Origin of the sequence: Sorangium sp. So ce302 (assembly GCF_051530145.1) — a bacterium.
GTDB lineage: Bacteria > Myxococcota_A > Polyangia > Polyangiales > Polyangiaceae > Sorangium > Sorangium cellulosum_B.
The window spans coordinates 1,854,779-1,874,887 of sequence record NZ_CP150326.1; the positions used below are offsets into that span (position 1 = coordinate 1,854,779).

Consider the following 20,109-nt stretch of genomic DNA (forward strand, 5'->3'; position numbering starts at 1 on the left):
GACGACGCGCGCGCTGCGCGGCCTCACCCTCGTCGCGAGGATTCCCCTCCAGCGGTCTTTTGCCAGGCCGTCGGGCCGCGCGGACAGGGGTGAAACGGGCAGGCGTGAAAGGGGCAGCGCGGCGCTGGCCTCGAGCTCCGGCGACGACCGGCGACCGCCAATCCGGCGAGCGAAGGTGCTAGGATGAATCAGCGCATGTACGGGGGGCGGGCGGCTGCTCCCGCGCCGGTGCGCGCTGCGGGGAGCTTTGATGAACGCACCTGTCGTCGCAGGGGACGTGATCGCCGAGAAGTACCGGGTCGACAGGATCTCGGGCAGCGGCGAGCTGGGGACGGTGGCCTTCGCGAGCCACCTCGTGCTTCCGCAGCGGGTCGCGATCGAGCTCCTGCTCGCCGACGGCAGCCCGGAGCGCGTGGAGCGCTCGCTCCGGGAGGCGCGCGCGGCGGTGGCGCTCAAGGGGGAGCACGTCGCGCGGGTGCTCGACGTCGGCCAGCTCGCCTCGGGGGTCGCGTACATCGTCACGGAGCACCTCGACGGGCAGGACCTCTCCGAGCTGCTGCGCGGCCGCGGCCGGATCGAGCTCTCGGAGGCCATCGATTGGGTGCTGCAGGCCTGCGTGGCTGTGGCCGAGGCGCACGCCGCGGGGATCGTGCACCGCGACCTCGAGCCGGCGCGCCTGTTCCTCGCGACGACCCCCGGCGGCGCGACGCTCCTCAAGGTGCTCGGCTTCGGCGCGTCCAGGGAGCTGCCCGGCGCGAGCGACGGCGGCGCGCCGGCGCGGACGCGGGAGGAGCTCGGCGCGCCGCTCTACATGTCGCCGGAGCGGATGCGATCCTCGGTCGCGGTCGATGCCCGCGCCGATGTCTGGTCGCTCGGCGCGATCCTGTACCGGCTCCTGACCGGGCGGCCGCCGTTCGAGGCGAGCTCGCTCGCCGATCTCGCGCCGCGCATCGCGAGCGCGGCGCCGGCGCTCCCGAGCGCGCTGCGGTCCGACATCCCCCCTGCCATCGACCGCGTGCTCCTCTGCTGCCTCGAGAAGGACCCCGCGCGGCGGCCCACGAGCGTGGCCGAGCTGGCGATCGCGCTCGCCCCTCACGCGTCGGCGGAGGGCCAGGATCACGTGGAGCGGGCCGCGCGGCTCCTCGGCGCGACGCTCCCGCCGCGCCCCCGCGCCTCGCTCCCGACGATCGGGCTCGGGCTCAGCGCGAGGCCCCGTCCGCCCGAGAGCGCCGGACCGAGCTCGGAGGCGGGCCCGGTGACCCAGCGGCACGGCGCGCACGGCGCGCAGGACACGGGGCGCAACAGGGCGCGCATCGCGCTGATCGCCGCCGTCGCGTCGCTGCTCGCGATCCTCGGCGTGGCCGCGACGCAGCTCAGGTGAGCCGGCGCCGGCCGAGCCGCCGCGGGCGCAGGAGCGCCGCCTCCGGCCCTCGCCGGAGGGGCATCGTCGCCGCGAGCGCGGCAGGCGTGGAGAAGCCGGAGAGCCGTCCTGTCTCCCACGGACGCGGGCGCAGATCCTCGCGGCTATGCCGAGAAAACGTGACATCCGCGTAGACCGGCTGTCGTAGTATCCGCCGCATGCCGCATTCTCTCCCGCATTCCGGGGGCGGTCTCGCTCCGCCCGTGCGCATCGGCAAGGTCGCATTCCTCGGGTATGGCCGCTTCGGTGCGGCGCTCGGGTCGTTGCTCCACGATGCGGGGATCTCGGTGCGCGCGTTCGACCCTTCCGCGGAGATCCGCGGCGCCGCGCGGGCCGCCTCGCTCCCGGAGCTCGTGGACGGCGCGGATCTCGTCATCGTCGCCGTCCCGGTGCCGGCGGTGCGCGAGGCCCTCCTGTCGCTGCGGCCGCACCTTGCGCCGGGGCAGCTGGTGGCCGACGTGGGCAGCGTGAAGAGCGTGCCGGCGAGCGCCATGGCCGAGGTGCTCGGCGAAGGCCGGCCCTGGGTGGCGACGCACCCGCTGTTCGGCCCGGCGAGCCTCGCTCGCGGAGAGCGCCCGCTGCGCGTCGTCGTCTGCCCGAACCCTGCGCACCCGGACGCGGTGCGCCGCGTCATCGCGCTGTTCGAGCGGATCGGCTGTCAGGTGCTGGAGCAGGCGCCGGAGGAGCACGACCGCGTCATGGCCTTCACGCACGCGCTCGCGTTCTTCATCGCGAAGGGCATGATGGACGCGGGCGTGCCCGCCGGCGCGCCCTACGCGCCGCCCTCGTTTCAGGGCATCGCGCACACGATCGAGACGGTGCGCGTGGACGCGGGGCACCTGTTCGCCGCGCTGCACCGCGAGAACCCCTTCGCGGGCGAGGCGCGCCGCCGCCTCATCGACGCGCTCGTCGCCGTCGATCGGAGCCTCGACGTCCCGACCAAGGACGCCGCGCCCGAGGTCCTCGCCGCGCTCGCGATCCCCGATCTCGGCGCGCTCTCTCCCGAGCTCCGCGAGACGCGGGAGCTCATCGACGACCTGGATCTGGAGCTCGTCGGCCTGCTCGCGCGAAGGGCCGAGCTCGTCCAGCGCGCCGGGCGCGCCAAGGCCACGATCGGGGCGGCGGTCCGGGATCCGGTGCGCGAGGCGCGGCTGATGGAGTCGCGCCGCCGCTGCGCCGTCGAGCTCGGCCTCGACCCCGACGGCGTCGCCGAGGTCTTCGAGGTGATCCTCCGGCACTCGCGCTCGCTCCAGGAGCGGCGCTCCGCCGTCTAGCGCGCGGCGCAGGCGACGGGCTCCTCACCACCGAAACACGAGGCACACCGAGCGCGTCGAGCGGGTATCGACAGAGGGTCAGGAGAGCGTCGATGCATCGCTGTCCACGCCACTTGCGTCGGTTTTCTTCGTGTTCTCACCGATTCTCGCGCTGCTCTCATGGCCTCTTCGAGGGGGAGCCTCGGTGGCGCACGAATTCCTCTTTCCACCCTGGCGTGCTCCGGTGTAGGGTCTGCGTGCGGGGATCATGCACCGGCGTCAGGCGCCCCCTTGTGGATACTGCAGGCGAGACCTGGGTCGCAGGTAAGACAGCGCCTCGATTACGATACGAGCTCGTCGGCGCAGCGCAGCGCACGGGAGGGGCTGGATGGATCTGCGGAGCGGCCATGCCGGGCGGGTCGAGCGTTCCGGGGCTGAGCGTGGCCGGCGTGCGCTCCGCGCGCCGGCGCACCCGCGCAGGGCCGCCTCCGGGAAGGCCCTCCGGCGCCCGGGGGGCGCTCCGGCAGGCGGGCGGGCGCGCTCACCCTCCGCCGCGGGCGCGCGCTGCGTCCCTGCGGCGACGTGGTTTCCCCGAGCCTCCTCGCACGGAGCGCTGGAGCGGGCTGGAGCGGACGCGGCAGACGCCGCCCGAAAGCGGTGGACACCGCCCCATTCCTGAGGATGCTGCGAGGCTGGCCGCGGCGCTGACAACGGAGCAAGGGGGCAAGGAGACGCGGGATGAGGGCAGAAGTAGGCAGAGTCAACATCCTGATCGTTGACGACAGGCCTGAGCAGCTCCTCTCCCTGGAGGCAGTCCTCGCGCCGCTCGGCGAGAACATCGTCAAGGCGGCGTCAGGGAGGGAAGCGCTTCGCCATCTCCTTCAGGAGGAGTTCGCGGTCATCCTCCTCGACATCAAGATGCCTGAGATAGATGGGTTCGAGACGGCGACGCTCATCCGCAAGCGGCGGAGCACGCTGCACACGCCGATCATCTTCCTGACGGCGCACACCGAGCGCGTCTATGTCGAGCGCAGCTATTCGCTCGGGGCGGTCGATTACATCATGACCCCGTTCGCCCCCGAGGTCCTCCGCACCAAGGTGTCAGTCTTCGTCGATCTCTTCAAGAAGACACAGAAGATCAAGCTCCAGGCGGAGTCGCTGCGCGCGCACGCGGAGCAGCTCCAGCGGCTCAACCGCGCCGCGCTCACGATCAACTCGGCCCTGTCGCTCGACGCCATGGTCGCGGCGATCACGGAGGCGGCCCGCGACGTCGGCGGAGCCCATCAGGCGATGACCCTCGTGAAGCTGGAGCGGCCCGGTGAGCGGGCGCGGACCGCGGTGTCGCTCTCGGAGCGGTACACGACGTTCCAGAAGGAGGCGCCTCCCCCCATCGCCGGCAAGCTGTGCGCGCTCGTCTGCGCCAGGAACAGGCCTCTCCGGCTGACCCAGCGAGAGCTCTCGCTGCACCCGGAGTGGCTGGACAACGGCGGGCAGAGGCCGCCGCCGCGGGGGTACCTCGCGGCGCCCCTCACCGCCGCCGACGGCCAGAACATCGGGACCATCCAGCTCTCGGATCGGAACGACGGCGAGTTCTCCGACGACGACGAGACCGTCCTCGTGCAGCTCGCGCAGCTCGCTTCCATCGCCATCCAGAACTGCGTGCACGCCGAGGCGCGCGAGGCGAACCGCATGAAGGACGAGTTCCTCGCCACGCTCTCCCACGAGCTGCGCAGCCCGCTGAACGCGATCCTCGGCTGGACGCACCTCCTGCGGTCCGAGCCGTTCGATGAGCAGCGGGTGTCCCACGGGCTCGAGGTGATCGAGCGCAACGTGGCCGCGCAGACGAAGCTCATCGAGGATCTCCTCGACGTCTCGCGGGTCACGACGGGCAAGCTGAGCATCAGCGCCGCGCCGATGGCGCTCGCGCCCGTCGTGGAGACCGCCATCGACGCGATCCGCCCCGCCGCCGAGGCAAAGGGCCTCACGATCGACGTCTCGCTCGACCCCGACATCGAGGTGAACGGCGACGCGGATCGGCTGCAGCAGGTCGTCTCGAACCTCACGTCCAACGCGCTCAAGTTCACGCGTCCCGGGGACCATATCCTCGTCTCCCTCCGGCGGGCCGGCGCGACGGCGGAGCTCACGGTGCGCGACACGGGGGAGGGGATCGCGCCGGATTTCCTCCCGCTCGTCTTCGAGCGCTTTCGCCAGGCCGACAGCACGAGCCGCAGGACGCACGCGGGCCTCGGCATCGGGCTGTCCCTTGTGCGCCAACTCGTCGAGATCCACGGCGGCTCGGTCGTTGCCGACAGCCCTGGGTTGCACAAGGGGTCCACGTTCGTGGTCCGGCTCCCGCTCCTCGGGGTCGAGCGCAGCTCGCTCCCGGCGCTCATGAGGGAGGGGAGGTCGCGCTCGCTCGCTTGCTCGGAGTCCGCGTCCAACCTCGGCGGGGTCCGCGTCCTGCTCGTCGAGGACGACGCGGACGCCAGGGAGCTCCTTCAGGAGGTGCTGTCGCAGCACCACGCCGAGGTGACGGCCGTGGCCTCGGCCCACGAGGCGCTCGCGGCGTTCTGCGCGGATCTCCCGCACGTGCTCGTGAGCGATATTGCCATGCCGGGCGAGGACGGCTACGAGCTCATCCGCGCCATCCGCCAGCGCCCGCCGCAGGCCGGCGGTGATCTGCCCGCGCTGGCCCTGACGGCCTATGCTCGCAAGGAAGACCAGAAGCGCGCGCTCGAAGCCGGCTTCCACATGCACGCCACGAAGCCGATCGAGCCCGCCGCCCTCGTTGCCGCCGTGGCCAGCCTCGCGGCCCGGGCCCGCGCAGGCGACCTCCCCTGCGCCCGGGAGCGAGGGTCGAGCGAGGAGATCAACCCGTGAAGATCGTGCGGAGACGACGGGCCGCGGGCGCTCCATAGCGGCGCGCCTCCGCGTTCTCTGCCGCTCGCACATCCAACCTGAGCTCGCCCGCTACCTTGCCCGACCCGCCGGCGATATCGGGTCTCTCCCCAGCGTGCCTGCGCTCATGAGCAGGGACGAGGACCATGGCCGATGAGCATTGGGCCTGAGACTTGCAGTTCATGACGCGAACGTGTCCTCATGACCAGACCGGGAGCCGACCCATCGGGGGCCAGACGAGGCGCGTCCGCGCTGCAGTCGGGCTCTGTTCGCGTGTTGCGCGGCGCCGGCGCCGCTCCTCCAGGTCGCTCACGCGAGGAGGCTTTGGCTCATGGGGCCCTCACCTCTGGAGGTCAATCCGTTATGGCGGATGAGCTGTCAGGCACAGTCGCTCTTCACGCGTCATGTTCGCCCGCGCCGATGTAGGCGAATGTGCTTGACCGGTGGGCGCTCACGGGGGGGCACCCACATGCAACGATGATGCAGTGAGACAAAAAGCTTGCGTAATCCAGTATGGTGGCCTATCGTCCACCATAACGGAATCACCACGGAGTTGACACCGGCCCATCGAACGCAGCGTGCTCATAGCGCTTTTTACGGCGCACATTTTGCGCGAATTTGCGTGGATTGAGTCGCTTGGCGGTGTGGAGCGGTGATCGGCGCGGGGTTCTGCCGAGTCATTCTTTGGGGGGGACAACCCAACGGAGAGAACGAACCATGAACGCTTCGAAGAGCATCTTTGCAAGCGCGCTGCTGCTAGGCGCGACCATGATGATGATCGGCGCCGGATGCGGCGATGACGGGGAGACCAACACCACCTCCTCCTCGACGACGACGAGCTCGGCGTCGGGCACGGGCGGCGAAGGCGGCGAAGGCGGCGCCGGCGGCGAGGGTGGCGCGGGCGAGGGCGGCGGCACCGGCGGCGAGGGTGGCGCGGGCGAGGGCGGCGGCACCGGCGGCGCGGGTGGCGAGGGTGGCGCGGGCGAGGGCGGCGGCACCGGTGGCGCGGGCGGCGCGGGCGGCGCCGGTGGCGCGGGCGGCGCGGGCGGCGCCTGAGACGAGCGCGTCGATAGCGGCCATCCCCCGCCGAGCCCGCGGTACGGCGGGCGGGGGATAGGCTGTGGAGCGCCACTCATCACCTCCCGTCCCCATGCGCCTTCGCGGCTGCATGGCTCGGTTGGCTTTGTTCGGCGCTCTATCGCGATGTGCAGGTTCGTGGGATGCTAGCTCGACCGTCAGGACAGCGCGTTAGGCGTGCGAACGTGCGCTGAAGCGAGCCGAACGACGCGGATGAGCCCGTAGCGCACGAAGTTGCGCCGCGCTGTAGGCTCGGGAATCACGGGCAGGCTGGGAGACGGCAGGTGCTTTGTGTCTTCCCTTCCGTCCCGTGGTGTCCCGAGCATTTTGATTTCAGAACATGTGCCTGTCAGCGCCGGCCTCGAGGGCTGTGTGCAGGACAGCGTCTGCGCTGCTGCCGTGCGCTCTACCGCGCTGCCACGTGTCTTTCGCGCTGTGGCGTATCTTGTTCGCACGACTGCGTTCCCCTTCGCGCTTGCACGCATCTCGGACGGAGCCATGGCGCGCGGACGCGCCCACGCTATGCATGTTTTGCGGCCCCTCTGGTGCCGGCGTCATGGATTTTCCAGAGGGGATGTCCCCTCCGCGATGTGAGCTTTGCCCACGGCGCCCCGCGAAGCCTCGCTGAAGCTCTCCCCTTCCTGGCGGGGAATCCTGTCGGGCGGGATGGACCCCGGACGCACCCCGCTGTAGCGGGGCTAGCGCGCCTCGTTGCAGCGCCGAAGCTCGCTCGTGGGGCTAGCGTCGCGGTTGCACGCGCGGAGCTCCTCGGTGAGGCGAGCGACCTCGTCGACGAGGGCCTCGTTGCAGCGACGGAGCTCGCGCGAGGTGCTCTGCGCGTCGCGGTGGCGCAACGCGTTGTGCACGGCCACCGCCGCCTGCGATGCGAGGAGGCCGCAGAGCTCGACCTGGCCGGCGCGGAACGCGCCAGCGGTCGCGCCGTTCTCCGCGTAGAGCACGCCGGTGAGGCGGCCCTGATGCGTCATGGCGAGGCACAGGATCGATCGAAGGCCGCCCTCGAGCAGGTAAGGGTCGTCCGCGAACCGCTCGTCCATGGCCGCGCTGGTGAGGGCGATCGGCTGCTGTGTCTGGGCGACGTGCTGGACGACGCTCGCGGCGAGATCGGCGGTGGACTCGAGCGGCGTCGCAGGTCCGAGGCGGACCCCTCCGCGGTCGCCGTCGAGCTCGGCCTCGATGGTCAGCGCGCCGTCGCGCGCGAGGAGCAGCACCGCGCGCTGCGCCCCCGCGCTCTCGCTCAGGGCCCGGAGGAGCCGCTCGAAGAGGCGCTCCAGGACGAGCTCCCCGCAGATCGCGCGCGAGACGCGGAGGAGGGCGAACGCGTCGAGCGACGTGGGGCGCTCCGTGCTCGCCGGGAGCGCGGACTCCGGCGGACGGCTCTGCTGCCCGACGAGCGCGGCGCGCGCCACGAGGTGCGGGTACTTTCGCGACAGCTGTCGCGCTTTGGCCTGCGCGCCCCACCGCAGATAGCCCTCGTGGGCGTCGGCCATGTAGACGTGGGCGATCCTCTCCCTGCCGCTCGCCAGGTGGAACTTCGCGCAGAGCTCGCTGGCGAGCGCCTCGTCCCGGACGAAACCGTTCACCTTCGCCGATTCGATCGCCTGATCGTAAAGCTTCATCGCCGCGAGCTCCTCGCCGGCGGCGCGCGCGGACTCCGCGCGGAGGAGGAGGTGCTTGTGACGGTAGTTGTCCGGGCACCGCTCGGCCCACTCCGAGAACCGATCCCGGTAGCTCGCCACCGAGACGGTGGTCAGCTGCCGGCCGCGCGCCAGCGCGGGCGAGAGCAGCGTCAGGCAGGTGTAGAAGAACACCTCGGTCGCGAGGTGATCGTCGACGCCGCCCTGCACCCTCGCCTCGGCCAGCGAGCCCATCCGCAGCGCCCCCTCGTAGTCCTCGTTGAGGAAGCAGATCTGCTGCCGCAGCGCGTAGTGGACGCGCGCGGCGGCGCCGTGCGCCGGCGCCGAGAGCTTCGCTTCATCCCCTGCGTCGTCGAGATCGCCGTGGCTGGGCGGGCGTGACGCGCCGGCGCGCGTCGCGTCCATCAGGTCGTCGAGCGCGCGGCGCACCCCGGTCAGCGCGAGGGCGGCGAGCTCCTCCCGCGCGCGCCGCACCAGCGAGAGGAACCCGTCGACCTCGGCCCGCACCGCCTCGCACTCGTCGCCGAGCCCGAATCGAACGAGCGCGGTGTGGACGCACGCCTGGGACAGGTAGGTGAGATCGCCCGTCCTGTGCCCCGCCTCGAGCGCGGCCTGGAAGAGATCGAGGCTGGAAAGCAGGTGATCGGTGAAGACGCTGACGTGGGCCCCGAGCACGACGCGCAGCCGGCAGGAGAGCTCGGGCTGTCTGGACCGCTCGTTCATCTCGAGCGCGAGCTGGCCGAGCTCGTAGGCCTCGTCGTAGCGGCGGAGCACCCGCGCGGCGACCCAGGCGTAGGCCATGAAGCCGTACGGGGAAACTCCGCCGTGGCCGCGCTCCAGCGACAGGTTGACCTGCCTGGCCGCGATGAACGTGCAGAGCGGCGGGTTCACCGTCGCGGCGGGGAGCATGAGGGCCATGAGGAGCCGGAGCGCCGCGCGGGTCCGGGCGTCCGACGCCTCGGGCTCGTCGAGCAGATCCTTGAGCCGGCGCGTGCCGAGCGCGGCGCGCGCGGCCGCGAGCTCGGCGTCTGCCGCCGCCTTCCGCCCCGGCCCGTCCTCGGGGAGGGGGACGCCGAGCATCGCGAGGGCCGTCTTTCCGAGCGCCACCGCCTCGTCGAGCCGGCCCTGGGTTGTGTACACAGCGATGCGCAGCTCGTGCGCCCTGGCCCGCTCGAGATCCGAGCGCGCCTCCGCCGCGAGCACGTCGACCAGCGCCTCCGCGCGATCGAGCCGGCCGCCGAGGTGCGCGCACTCGGCCGCCTCCGCGTGCAGCGAGAAGGCGATCTCGTGGTCTCGCTTGAAGCTCCCGTCTGGCAGCGCCGCGATCCCGGCCTCGAAGAGATCGGCGGCCGCCGGGGTCGCGCCCCGCTCCCTCGCCTTGCGGCCCGCGGCGAGGTTCATCGCGGCGAGCGCCGCCCGCTCGCGCGGCTCGACGATCAAGGGCGCGCCGAGGTTCAGGTGGTGCGCGGCCTCGAAGAGCGCCTCGTCCGAGCGCTCGCGCTGCGATCGCGCCTCGGCCATGCGCCCGAGGCGCAGGTGGACCGCGCGCCGCTCCGCGTCAGGGAGGGCGACGTAGGCGTCGATGTCGACCTTCAGCACCTGCGCACGCGCGGTGCGCTCGTCAGCGGGCTTGCAGAGCAACTTCATCGCCATCTCCGAGGCGATCGCGGGGGGCACCGGCGGCGAGGGCGGGGCTGGCGCGGGGGGGCCGCGCAGTCGCGCCTTCGCTCGCAGGGAGCTCCGTCGTGATCGTAGATGGATAGGGGGTCATGGAGCGGCCGGCGCCCGCGGTCGCGGGCTCCTCCAGCGGGAATACGTCCGCCGGAGTCGTGTGACAGCATCCTACCTTAAGTGGGCGTGGGTGCGCTACGGTGGTAGGCGCCCGTCTTTCCGGTCTGCGCGCGCCGCCGGTCACCCGGGGGAGCCGGGGGAGGGCGGCCTCGGGGTCCGCGCGAGCGCCCCGCCCGCGGCTCGCGGCTCCCGGCTCCCGCCCCGGCGTCAGGGCCTTGCGCGCGAGCAACCCGCCCCATCGCCTGCGCCTCGCCGGGCCAGGCGGCGTTCAAGATGCCAGTCGCCCGCGCCTCGACGGCAGCGGCGAGCGACTCGGCCAGATCTCGACCATCGATGATCTGGATCCGGAACAGGCGGTGTCCAGGGCGAGAGATGCCCTATCCATCTCTGTCGACGCGCGCCTGCCAGTGCGTGAGTCGATCGAGCGCGCGACCGGGGTCGAATGGCCGGTGCGCCCCGGAGCGATGGTGTGAAGAGGACATGAAGCGGCGCTGAACGAACGCGTCCTCCTGCCCCGGATGAGCCCGCATCCAGCGAGAAAAGTTTGGATTTTTCAACTTCGCGAGAAGCTTGAAAGGCGCCGGCCATGGTCCGCATCCTGCAGTGTTTCCAGTGTGCCCGCGTCGAGGCGGGAGAGGAGATGCAGTATGTGGTCTGTCTTGAGAGCACGGAGCGCCCTCTGCGGCGTCATCTGCTGTGGCGCCGGGTGTATGTCCTCGGAGGCTGCGGACATTGTGGCGGAGGGCGAACCGGGAGGCGACAGCGGCGGTGCGGCGCGGGCGAACGCGGAGCACGCCTCGCCTCCCGGGATGTGCGAGATGGGGGCAGTCGGTCCCGGAGGCGTGTGTCTGGGTGCCGCGGTCGCACCCGGCGGGCGGTTGGCCGGCGCGGCCGGGCTCGGCGACGGCGAGCGGGCCGAGCGGGCGTGCCGGCAGAGATCGTTCAGCCGGCAGTATCCTGGCAAGGGCGCGACGCTGCGCGGCTTCACGATCGACGGCGCCGGCCGCGCGCTGCTCGCCGGCTCCTTCGAAGGGGAGCTGACCTTCGGCAGCACCCGGCTGCGGAGCGCGGGCGCGACGGACGCCTTCGTGGCCGAGCTCGACGCGTGCGGCGCTCCGCTCTGGAGCAAGCAGTTCGGCGACGGCACGGCGCAGAGCGCCATCGACGTGGCCGCGAGCGGCGGGGGTCAGTCGCTCGTGCTCGGCGATTTCTCCGGCACGGTCCGCTTCGGCGCCCACCGGCTCACGGCGGCGTCGCCCTCGGGCGCGGACCTGTTCCTCGCGAAGCTCGGCCCGCGCGGCGCGGCGAGCTGGGCGGCGCAGATCTCCGCGGAGGAGGACGCGATCCTGAGCGGTACGGCGCTCGCCGCCGATGGCCGCGGCGGCGCGCTCGTGCTCGGCAGGCTGGAGGGGGCCGCGAAGGTCGCCGGCGCGCGGATCGAGCGGCGGGCCATCGGCGCCTTCGTCGTCCGGCTCGACGCGTCGGGTCGCTTCGCGTGGGTCAGCCTGCCGCCGAGCGGCTCCGACAGCGACGAGATCGGCATCGAGGTCGATCGCGACGGGAACGCGATCCTCGCGAGCCAGGACGGGCGGGGCACGGCGACGTTCGTGACCAAGCTGGACCGGAACGGAGAGCTCGTGTGGCACAAGCGGTTCCGTGGCTCGTCGGATCAGCTCGAGGAGGCGTACGACCTCGCCGTGGATCCAGAAGGCGCCGCGCTGCTCTCCGGCAGCGGCGTCTTCGGCGAGCCCGATCTGCCGGGCGGCCCGCGGCCGTTCGTCGCCAAGATCGGCCCGGATGGCCGTGTGATCTGGGTGAAGCGCTTCGACGCGCGGAGCCCCCGCCGCATCACGGCGAGCGGCGAGCGCGTGGTGCTTGCCGGCGATGCGCTGTGCGAGTCCGCGGATGAGCCGGCGTCGTGCAGCGCGTGGGCGGCCGGGCTCAGCTCCAGCGGAGAGGAGCAGTGGACCCGGCGCATCGGCGCCGACGTCCACGTCTCCGGGCTGGAGATGGACCCGTGGGAGAGCCCGATGCTGGCCGGGTCCTTCCAGGGCACGATGGCGCTCGGGGGCGAACGCCTCTCCAGCGACCAGGGCGCGCTCTTCCTGACCCGCTTGCCGGACCCGGGCTGACAGCGCGGGGGCGCTCGGGTTCTCCCGGAGAGATCGCCTGGAAAGCGCCCGGCGCCGGCAGACGGCGCGGCGCGGGCCCGGCTCACACGCCGAGCGCGCGGCGGACGGCGGCGACGATCTCCTCGGGGGTGCCGCCGACGTCGACGCGGATCGCGTCCTCGGGCGGCTCCAGCGCGGCGAGCTGCGTCGACAGGAGGCCGGGGGGCATGAAGTGATCCTTGCGCGCCGAGAGGCGCGCGGCGATCAGCGCTGGATCGCCGGTCAGGTGCACGAGGCGCATCCGCGCGGGGTCGACGAGCAGCTGCGCGCGGTGCGCCGCCTTGAGCGCCGAGCAGGCGATCACGGCGCCGCGCCCCTCGCCTAGGAGCTGGCGGATGCGCGCGGTGAGCGCCGCGATCCACGGCGCGCGATCCCGATCGTCGAGCGGCTTGCCGGCGCGCATCTTCTCGATGTTGGCGGCGGGGTGGAAGTCGTCGGCGTCGACGAGCTCCCATCCGAGCTCGCGCGCAAGGCGCGCCCCGACGGTCGTCTTCCCGGCGCCGCTCACGCCCATCACGAGCACGATCACGGGCGCCGCGCCTCTCCGAGGGCTGTATCTCGCGCTCTTCGCATGGTGGGAGCCATCCTATCATGGGCGGTTCGGCACGCCCCCTGCTGCGCCGGGCGCATGCGTAGGCCTCCGATCCCTGTGGTCCTGTTGCCATTTTCCCTGCTCTGCGCCGGTTGCTCCTCTGCCGGCGCCGAGCCGGAGCGGCGGCCCTCGCCGTCCGGGTGCGCCGATCCGGGCACCGCGGGCTGCGTCGTCGCCTCGGACAGGCAACGGGCCCGCGCGCCTCGGGTGCCGGAGGCCGACGCCAGGGAGCTCGCCCTCGGCAACACGGCGTTCGCGCTCGAGCTCTACCGCCGGATCGGCGCCGCGCCGGGCAACCTCTTCTGTTCGCCGTACAGCGTGTCGAGCGCGCTGGCGATGACAACCGCCGGCGCGCGCGGGGAAACGGCGGAGCAGATGGCGCGCGCGCTGCGCTTCACGCTGCCGCAAGCGCGGCTCCACCCGGCCTTCAACGCGCTCGACCTCGCGCTCGCGCGCCGCGGCGAGGGCGCCGAGGGGCAGGACGGCAAGGGGTTCCGGCTCCACGTGGCCAACGCGATCTGGGGGCAGGTCGGCTCCGCGTTCGTGCCGTCGTTCCTCGACGTGCTGGCGGAGAGCTACGGGGCCGGGCTGCACGTCGTCGACTTCGTGAAGGCGCCCGACGAGGCGCGGAAGATCATCAATGGCTGGGTGGCCGAGCGCACCGAGGACCGCATCAAGGACATCCTGCCTGAAGGCGCCCTCGGGCCCTCGACCCGGCTCGTGCTGACGAACGCCATCTACTTCAACGCTGCCTGGCAGTTTCCGTTCGAGGAGGAGGAGACGACTCCGGGGAGCTTCACGCTGGCGGACGGCTCCACGGTGTCCGTTCCGATGATGACCAACCACGCGCAGGTCCGTTATGGCGAGGGCGACGGCTACGAGGCGCTGGAGCTGCCCTACGACGGCGGCGAGCTGTCGATGGTGCTCGTGCTGCCGTCGGAGCTCGGGGGCTTCGAGGCGGGGCTCGATCGGGAGCGGCTGGAGGGCGTCCTCGCCTCCCTCGGGTCGCGGAGCGTCACGATGGCGCTGCCGCGGTTCAAGATCGCCTCGACCCTGGATCTCGCCCCGCCGCTCGAGGATCTGGGGATGCCCGCCGCCTTCTCCGATCGCGCGGATTTCTCGGGGATCGACGGCCAGGGCGGCCTGTTCATCACCGATGTGCTCCACGAAGCGTTCGTCTCCGTGAACGAGGCGGGCACCGAGGCGGCGGCGGCGACGGCGGTGGTGATCCGCGAGACGTCGGCGCCCGAGCCCGCCACCATCCGCTTCGACCGCCCGTTCCTCTTCGTCATCCGCGATCGCGCGACGAGCGCGATCCTGTTCGTCGGCCGCGTGGCCGACCCGTCCAGGTAAGAGCGCCGGGTCCGGACGAGCGAGGCATCCTGCGACAGGCGTTGCATCCTGTCCCATGGCGCCGCGTACCCGCCTCTATTGAGGAGGGCGCGCGCCCTCCTCAATAGAGGCGGGGGACGAGCCGCGCGGACGTCCGGCGCGCGTAGTCGTCGTATTCCGGAAAGGTGTCGCGCAGCACGCGCTCCTCGTATCCCATGCGGATGACCTGCAGGATCATCTCGACCGTGTAGATCAGGACAGCGGCGATGGACGGATAGATCAAGATGATCCCCGTCCCCTGGATCAGGGTGGCGAGATAGACCGGGTGGCGCACGAGCCGGTAGGGGCCATTGGTGATGAGGCGTCGCGCCTCGGGCATGACGCTGAACGACTTGCCCAGCCACCCGATGCTGACCACGGCGAGCGCCATTCCACCGATGATGAACAGCGTGCCAACCACCTGACGGCCGGGCATCGGCGGGGCCTTGGGCAGCCACGCGATGCTCGCCGGCAGCAGGCCGGCGGCGAGCGCGGTGATGCGAGGTACGATGCCGCTCAGCTTGCGTACAGGGCGGAGGCGAACGAGCGTGAACGCCGCGACGAGCAGCAGGTAGGCCTCGGTGGCCGCGAGCGAGGCCACCGTCGTCCCGTACGTGAGCCCCCTGGGCCCGCTCCAGAGAAACAGGTGAGCATAGAGTTCGCGCCCGACGAACAGGGCGTTATAGAGCATGAGGACGGCGAGCGGCAGCCGCATCGCGAGGTCGTAGAGCACCGCGCCATTCATTGTATCCCCCCTTACTTCGCATCGTGAGAGGGGGCGCGAGCGAGGTCAAGCCAGCGGGGCTTTCGCCGCGTCGGATCCATCATCCATCCACCGCGGGCGCAGCGCGCTTCGACGGCGGCGGGGCCGCGGGACGATCGAGGTCTGTCGGAGACAGCGCCTGCGGGGGAGAAGGAGAGTTCAGCCGTATCGGAGCTTGAGGAGGAACACGGCGCCCGAGAGCACGAGGGTGACCGCGTTCGCGACGACGATGGGCACGTCCTGCGTGAGCAGGCCGTAAACGAGCCACAGGCCCACGCCGGTGACGAACGCCGCGTACATGCCGGCGCTTAGCTGGTCCGCCCGCCTGGGCGCTCACACCGCCTCGACCATCCTCTCCACCGCATCGCTGATCTCCCGCTCGTCCAGCGCCGCGAACCCGAGCCGCAGGAAGGGGCGCTTCTTGCCGTCGAACGCGAACCGCCGCCCCGCGGAGAACGCCACCTTCCGCGCGAGCGCGCGCTCGGCCCAGGCGTCCGCGTCGATCGCGGAGTCCACCTTGGCCCACAGGGCCATACCGCCGGCTGGCACGGCGAAGTCGAGCGCGTCGGGGAGCCGCGCGCGCAGCGACGCGACGAGCAGATCGCGCCGCGCCCGGTAGGCGCGGCGCGCGCGCTGCGCGTGGCGCTGCACCTCGCCGTCCTCGAGGAGCTCGGCGACGGCGCGCTCCACGGCGTGGTCGCCCTGCCGGTCGACGAAGGTGCGATGGAGGGAGAGGCGCTCGATCAGCGGTCCGGGGGCGACCACGAAGCCGATCCGGAGCCCGGGGGCGAGGATCTTGGACAGGGTGCCGATGTAGACGACGACGCCGGCCGTGTCCGCGCTGGCGAGCGGCAGCACCGGGCGGCCGTCGTAGTGGAACTCGTGATCGTAGTCGTCCTCGAGGAGCGCGATCCGGCGGGCCCGGCAGAGCTCGAGGAGCGCGATGCGCCTGCCGGGCGCGAGCACCGCGGTCGTGGGGTACTGGTGGTGCGGGGTGACGTAGACGGCGCGCAGGCGCTCCCGCTCGGCGAGCTCCGAGAGCGCGTCGACGGAGAGGCCCGCGGCGTCGACCGGCAGCGGGAGGAGCCGCGCGCCGGCGAGGCGGAGCGCCTCCCACGCGGGGCGGTAACCGTAGGACTCGACGGCGACCGCGTCGCCCGGCGCGATCAGGGCGCGGGCGACGAGGTCGAGCGCCATCTGGCTGCCGCGCGTGACGAGGACCGACTCCGGCCCTGCGGCGAGGCCGCGCACCGCCGAGAGCATCGCGGCGAGGGCGGCGCGGAGGCGCTCGTCGCCGCGCGGATCGGCGTAGTCGAGCAGCTGCTTCGACCCGGCGTGCAGCGCGCGGCGGTAGGCGCGCGCGAGCGCCGCGGTCGGGACGAGGCGCATGTCGGGGAGGCCGCCGCTCATGCGGAGCGTGCCGGGCGGGATGATGGGCACGTGCCGGAGCGAGGTCGCGCCGAGATCGAAGCCGAGCCGCGCCGGCACCTCCGCCCGCGCGGCCGCGCGCCGGGCGAAGCCGCGGGGCGCCGGCGCCGGCAGCTCCGCCGAGACGAAGGTGCCGCGCGCGGCGCTGGCCTCGATCCAGCCCTCGGCGGCGAGCTCACGGTACGCGGCGAGGACGGTGTTGCGATGGACCGACAGGGACCGCGCGAGCGCGCGGCTGCCCGGCAGCTCGGCGCCGGCGCGGAGCCGGCCGCGGCGGATGTCGTCGGCGAGGGCGCGCGCGATCTGAAGGAAGATCGGCTGCTGTGCGGCGGGATCGACCGCGAGGGCGAGCTCCCAGGGCATGCCAGCTGGTCTAGCAGAAATCGGCGAACCGGATCTTTCGAGAGTACCAGGTGCGCGCCAACCTCGGTCCATGCGCAGGGAGATTTTTCGCATGGAGAGGGCGGAGGCCGAGGCGCTCCTCGGGCTCGCGGACGTGATCCACCTGGCGTCGACGACGGCCGAGGGCGAGCCGGTGCTGAGGACGGTGCACGGCGTCGTGGTCCGGGGCGCGATCGCGTTCCACGGCGCGCCCGTGGGCGAGAAGACCGAGGCCGTCGGCCGGCCCGCGGTGGTGTCGTGCGAGCAGGTCGTCGCGTCGATCCCGAGCTACTTCACCGATCCGGAGCGGGCGTGCCCGGCGACGACGCTCTACCGGAGCGCGCAGGTCCACGGGGTGATCGAGCGCGTGGACGATCCGGATCACAAGGCCGAGGTGCTGGAGGCGCTGATGCAGAAGTACCAGCCCGAGGGCGGGTACACGCCGCTCGACGCGTCGAGCCCGCTCTACCGCAAGGCGATCGCTGGGATCCTCGTGCTCGCGGTCCCGCTGTCGCGGCTCGACGGCAAGGCGAAGCTCGCGCAGAACCGGACGCCCGAGGAGCGGGCGCGGATCCTCACGAAGCTCTGGGAGCGGGGGGCGCCGGGCGATGCCGCGGCGATCGAGCTGCTCCGCGGCGCTTGCCTGGACACGCCGGTGCCCGAGTTCCTGCAGGCGCCGGCGGGCTGCGTGCTCGCGTGCGCGCTGGGCCCGCGCGACGTGGCGGCGGCCGTCGATCTGCTGGAGGGCGGCTACTGGAACCAGGGCGTGTCGCGCGAGGCGATCGCGCGGGCGCTGCTCGGCTCGTCGGCGTGGGTGGGCGCGCGCGACGCGGCGGGCCGGCTCGTGGCGACGGCGCGGGCGATCAGCGATGGGAGCAGGCGCGCGTGGATGTACGACGTGATGGTCGCGCCCTCGCTGCGGGGCCGCGGCGTGGGCGAGGCGGTGGTGCGGCTGCTGCTCGGGCACCCCGCGGTCCGCGGCGCGAGCCACGTCCACCTGGGCACCCAGGACGCGCACACGTTCTACGCGCGGTTCGGTTTCCGTGACCGCGCGGCGCTGCCGCCGCGGCCGTTCACGTCGACGGAGATGGTCTTCGCCAGGGGGTGAGGGGAGCGTGGCTCGTCGCGCGGGGGGGGCGCACACCCGCACGACGCAGGGGGCATTACTGGATCGCGTGGTCTGCCTGGGTGGGCGGCGCGGTGAGCGAGCTCAGCGGTTGGAACTGCTCGCCTTGAAACGGGACGAACCCGTCTGGCCAGCGCGCTTCGAGCCGACCCAGCACACGATGGTGCAGCGGCGCGGGCGGCAGGTTCACCCTATCGACGAACACATCCATCGACACGCGGTAGTCGATGAGCTTCGCGATGTCCGGCACGAGGTAGTCTGGAATGTAGCCTAGCAAGCACTTGTCTGCGCTGCGGAGCGCGACGGCGTTGGGGTTCGCCTCGTTCTGCGCATCGAGCATCCAGAACAGCCGTTCTCCGGACACGAGGCGTGCAATGCGTTCTTCTGCGCCTGGGATGTACCGGACGCCGCGGAGGAGGAAGCGAGTTGTGTAGCCGCCTGTCTCGTCCTGCTCCGGCGCAGGTACCACTTCGATGCGATCCGTCTCCCGCCTGCCCCCGCTCCGCGCCAGGATCTCGACCGAGTCCGCCTCCGCGGGGTTAAGACCCAGCACTTGCAGATACGCCAGGTAATCCGGGCGGGTCGTAGGCATCACCCGATTTGAGAAGAAGGGGAACAGCGACGGGCTGCGATAGACCTTGTAAAGTTCGGGGAACGCAATGAACGGCTGGAAGCCCCGCTCCATCGCCTCCAGCGCACCCTGAATGTACTGGAATTCGTAGAGATCGCCGTCCGTCCCGCCGTGATGAACGAGCCGGGCGACCGGAATGATCGCGCTATGGTTCGAGTCGTACCATGTGACGAAGAGGGTTCGGCCGGCCGTCATGGATGCGTTTCCAGCAGTGAGAGCAACGCGCGGCGGTTGGTCGACATCACCGCAAGGGCGAACTGGCGAGCCGGCTCGCTGATTCGATGGGCAGGGATGCGGTCCACGATGGAGGATACCGTAGCATGATCGGTTGCGCCGAGTCGCTCGAGCCAGTGCCTGCCGGCCAGCTGCGCGTGCCGCATCGCCTCCGCGAAGGCATCGAGCGGGCTCATTGGCGCTGGATCCTGGGCGTTCCGGTAAAGGGCCGAGCGCGCCTTCTTGCAATACGCATCGACGGAGCGCCGCCGGTCCCGGCCTTCGAGGCGTGCGCGCCGCTCTTCGTCCTTAGAGCTCCCGGCCCAAGCTCGATGCGTGGTCATAGCTGGGCGCGAGTGCCGCATAGCGCTCTGCCTGTCCGACGCGCACGAGCACGGCCCAGTTCTCGTGGTGCCGATCGGTGTTGCCGATCAACGCGTCGAGCATGAGGTAGCCGAGGAACCAATCCACTGCCGTCGCGAGATCGGCCGAAGCTGTACCTTCGGGTGCACGAATGAAGCTCTGGCTGAGCGCGTCGAGCACAAAGGTAACGGTGTGCTCGGACGCGCTGTAGGCAGCGTGCACGGGGTACTCCGGACGGCGCTCCTGCAACAGTTCGTTCCCATGCGCTAGAGCATGCTCGTCGTCGGTGATGGCAAGCGTAAGCGTCCCGGGTTGCCCCTCGTAGACGGCGAGATCCACCTCCGCATGTGGAACGCCGAGGGCGCCCGCGACCTCGGCGGCGATTTTTTCCGCCCAGTCTTCCCCAGTACTGGCGCGGGCGTACTTGAAGAGGTAGCGACGGTGGTCATCGGCGTGACACCAGAACTTGCGCTTGGTGCCCATGGGCTCCTCTCCAGTCCGCCAGACAGGAGAGACCTCGCCGATGGAGTACGCCTCTGCCACTGCATCACCTCGGAACGCAGTGCATGCTCACGAGCGCGTCGTCTGCCCTCGAACCAGCCAGTGCAACGGTCGAGCCGGCTCGCGACAGCGCCAGCGATGCACACTTCACCGACGCCGCGAACCAGGCGAACAGCAGCGGCGTATGAAATCTGAAAACCCTGCGCGCCACAGTGGATTCGAACCACTGGCCTTCGGCTCCGGAGGCCGACGCTCTATCCAGCTGAGCTAGTGGCGCATTCTCGCGGGGTTTCGCGAGGGCCCCGAACCTACCCAAGGCTGGGCTCAAGCGCAACCCCATTCCAGCATCTTCGCGCACCGCCGGCAGCAACCCTCCGGAAGGCGGACCTCGCAGCGGCGTCCGTGGGGGGCTCCTGGCCGGCCGCGCGCCCATCCGCCAAAATTTGGCCACCGGCCCGTCTGTCCGGCATTCCGG

General features: G+C 71.7%; 17 protein-coding genes and 1 tRNA gene. 8 read left to right on the forward strand and 10 right to left on the reverse strand.

Annotated features, from left to right (window positions below):
- Positions 1–250 precede the first annotated feature (250 nt).
- Positions 251–1,381 carry a serine/threonine-protein kinase gene (locus WME73_RS07125; RefSeq protein ID WP_437744730.1) on the forward strand — a complete coding sequence of 377 codons (1,131 nt, stop codon included), beginning with the start codon at positions 251–253 and terminating at the stop codon, positions 1,379–1,381.
- Here WME73_RS07125 and WME73_RS07130 read toward each other — a convergent pair.
- Positions 1,374–1,580, reverse strand: coding sequence for a hypothetical protein (locus WME73_RS07130; protein ID WP_437915191.1), 207 nt, complete (start codon positions 1,578–1,580; stop codon positions 1,374–1,376). The two genes, WME73_RS07125 and WME73_RS07130, sit on opposite strands and share 8 nt — an antisense overlap.
- Between WME73_RS07130 and WME73_RS07135 the strand changes: the two genes are divergently transcribed.
- The 3 genes from WME73_RS07135 (at position 1,579) to WME73_RS07145 (ending at position 6,627) form a co-directional block, all read left to right on the forward strand.
- On the forward strand, positions 1,579–2,694 hold the full coding sequence (locus WME73_RS07135) for a prephenate dehydrogenase/arogenate dehydrogenase family protein (protein ID WP_437744731.1): 1,116 nt from the start codon (positions 1,579–1,581) through the stop codon (positions 2,692–2,694). The genes WME73_RS07130 and WME73_RS07135 overlap by 2 nt on opposite strands.
- Positions 2,695–3,411: 717 nt before the next feature.
- Positions 3,412–5,553: a response regulator gene (locus tag WME73_RS07140; RefSeq protein ID WP_437915192.1), complete on the forward strand. Its 2,142-nt coding sequence runs from the start codon at positions 3,412–3,414 to the stop codon at positions 5,551–5,553.
- A gap of 735 nt (positions 5,554–6,288) precedes the next feature.
- The gene (locus WME73_RS07145) at positions 6,289–6,627 is read left to right on the forward strand and encodes a hypothetical protein (RefSeq protein ID WP_437744733.1); all 339 of its coding nucleotides are present in this window, start codon (positions 6,289–6,291) and stop codon (positions 6,625–6,627) included.
- Between the two features lie 719 nt (positions 6,628–7,346).
- Here WME73_RS07145 and WME73_RS07150 read toward each other — a convergent pair.
- On the reverse strand, positions 7,347–9,950 hold the full coding sequence (locus WME73_RS07150; RefSeq protein ID WP_437915193.1) for a GAF domain-containing protein: 2,604 nt from the start codon (positions 9,948–9,950) through the stop codon (positions 7,347–7,349).
- A 359-nt stretch (positions 9,951–10,309) separates the two neighbouring features.
- On the opposite strand from WME73_RS07150, the gene WME73_RS07155 reads away from it, so the two are divergent.
- Together WME73_RS07155 and WME73_RS07160 are read left to right on the forward strand one after the other, a co-directional pair.
- Complete coding sequence (locus WME73_RS07155) at positions 10,310–10,567, forward strand: hypothetical protein (RefSeq protein WP_437744735.1); 258 nt, start codon at positions 10,310–10,312, stop codon at positions 10,565–10,567.
- Between the two features lie 405 nt (positions 10,568–10,972).
- Entirely contained in the window at positions 10,973–12,226 is a 1,254-nt protein-coding gene (locus WME73_RS07160) for a hypothetical protein (RefSeq protein ID WP_437915194.1), read from the forward strand.
- Positions 12,227–12,308: 82 nt separating this feature from the next.
- Here WME73_RS07160 and WME73_RS07165 read toward each other — a convergent pair whose 3' ends face one another.
- Positions 12,309–12,794, reverse strand: a complete 486-nt coding sequence (locus WME73_RS07165) for a gluconokinase (RefSeq protein ID WP_437744737.1) — start codon at positions 12,792–12,794, stop codon at positions 12,309–12,311.
- Between the two features lie 120 nt (positions 12,795–12,914).
- On the opposite strand from WME73_RS07165, the gene WME73_RS07170 reads away from it, so the two are divergent.
- Positions 12,915–14,210: a serpin family protein gene (locus WME73_RS07170; protein WP_437915196.1), complete on the forward strand. Its 1,296-nt coding sequence runs from the start codon at positions 12,915–12,917 to the stop codon at positions 14,208–14,210.
- Between the two features lie 100 nt (positions 14,211–14,310).
- Here the strand turns inward: WME73_RS07170 and WME73_RS07175 are convergent, their stop codons facing one another.
- The 3 genes from WME73_RS07175 to WME73_RS07185 form a co-directional block, all read right to left on the reverse strand.
- Positions 14,311–14,973 (reverse strand): methyltransferase family protein, encoded by a 663-nt coding sequence (locus WME73_RS07175; RefSeq protein ID WP_437744739.1) that lies wholly within the window; start codon positions 14,971–14,973, stop codon positions 14,311–14,313.
- Between the two features lie 177 nt (positions 14,974–15,150).
- Positions 15,151–15,291 (reverse strand): hypothetical protein, encoded by a 141-nt coding sequence (locus tag WME73_RS07180; RefSeq protein ID WP_437915197.1) that lies wholly within the window; start codon positions 15,289–15,291, stop codon positions 15,151–15,153.
- A gap of 33 nt (positions 15,292–15,324) precedes the next feature.
- The gene (locus tag WME73_RS07185) at positions 15,325–16,782 is read right to left on the reverse strand and encodes a PLP-dependent aminotransferase family protein (RefSeq protein WP_437915198.1); all 1,458 of its coding nucleotides are present in this window, start codon (positions 16,780–16,782) and stop codon (positions 15,325–15,327) included.
- A 91-nt stretch (positions 16,783–16,873) separates the two neighbouring features.
- Between WME73_RS07185 and WME73_RS07190 the strand changes: the two genes are divergently transcribed.
- Complete coding sequence (locus tag WME73_RS07190) at positions 16,874–17,908, forward strand: GNAT family N-acetyltransferase (protein WP_437915199.1); 1,035 nt, start codon at positions 16,874–16,876, stop codon at positions 17,906–17,908.
- Between the two features lie 55 nt (positions 17,909–17,963).
- Here the strand turns inward: WME73_RS07190 and WME73_RS07195 are convergent, their stop codons facing one another.
- From WME73_RS07195 to WME73_RS07210, 4 genes are all read right to left on the reverse strand, one after another.
- The gene (locus tag WME73_RS07195; RefSeq protein WP_437915200.1) at positions 17,964–18,752 is read right to left on the reverse strand and encodes an HIRAN domain-containing protein; all 789 of its coding nucleotides are present in this window, start codon (positions 18,750–18,752) and stop codon (positions 17,964–17,966) included.
- Positions 18,749–18,967 carry a hypothetical protein gene (locus WME73_RS07200; protein WP_437915202.1) on the reverse strand — a complete coding sequence of 73 codons (219 nt, stop codon included), beginning with the start codon at positions 18,965–18,967 and terminating at the stop codon, positions 18,749–18,751. The genes WME73_RS07195 and WME73_RS07200 overlap by 4 nt, the downstream gene beginning before the upstream one ends.
- A gap of 112 nt (positions 18,968–19,079) precedes the next feature.
- Positions 19,080–19,616, reverse strand: a complete 537-nt coding sequence (locus WME73_RS07205) for a HipA domain-containing protein (protein ID WP_437915203.1) — start codon at positions 19,614–19,616, stop codon at positions 19,080–19,082.
- A gap of 221 nt (positions 19,617–19,837) precedes the next feature.
- A tRNA-Arg gene (locus WME73_RS07210) sits at positions 19,838–19,911 on the reverse strand.
- Between the last annotated feature and the right edge of the window lie 198 nt (positions 19,912–20,109).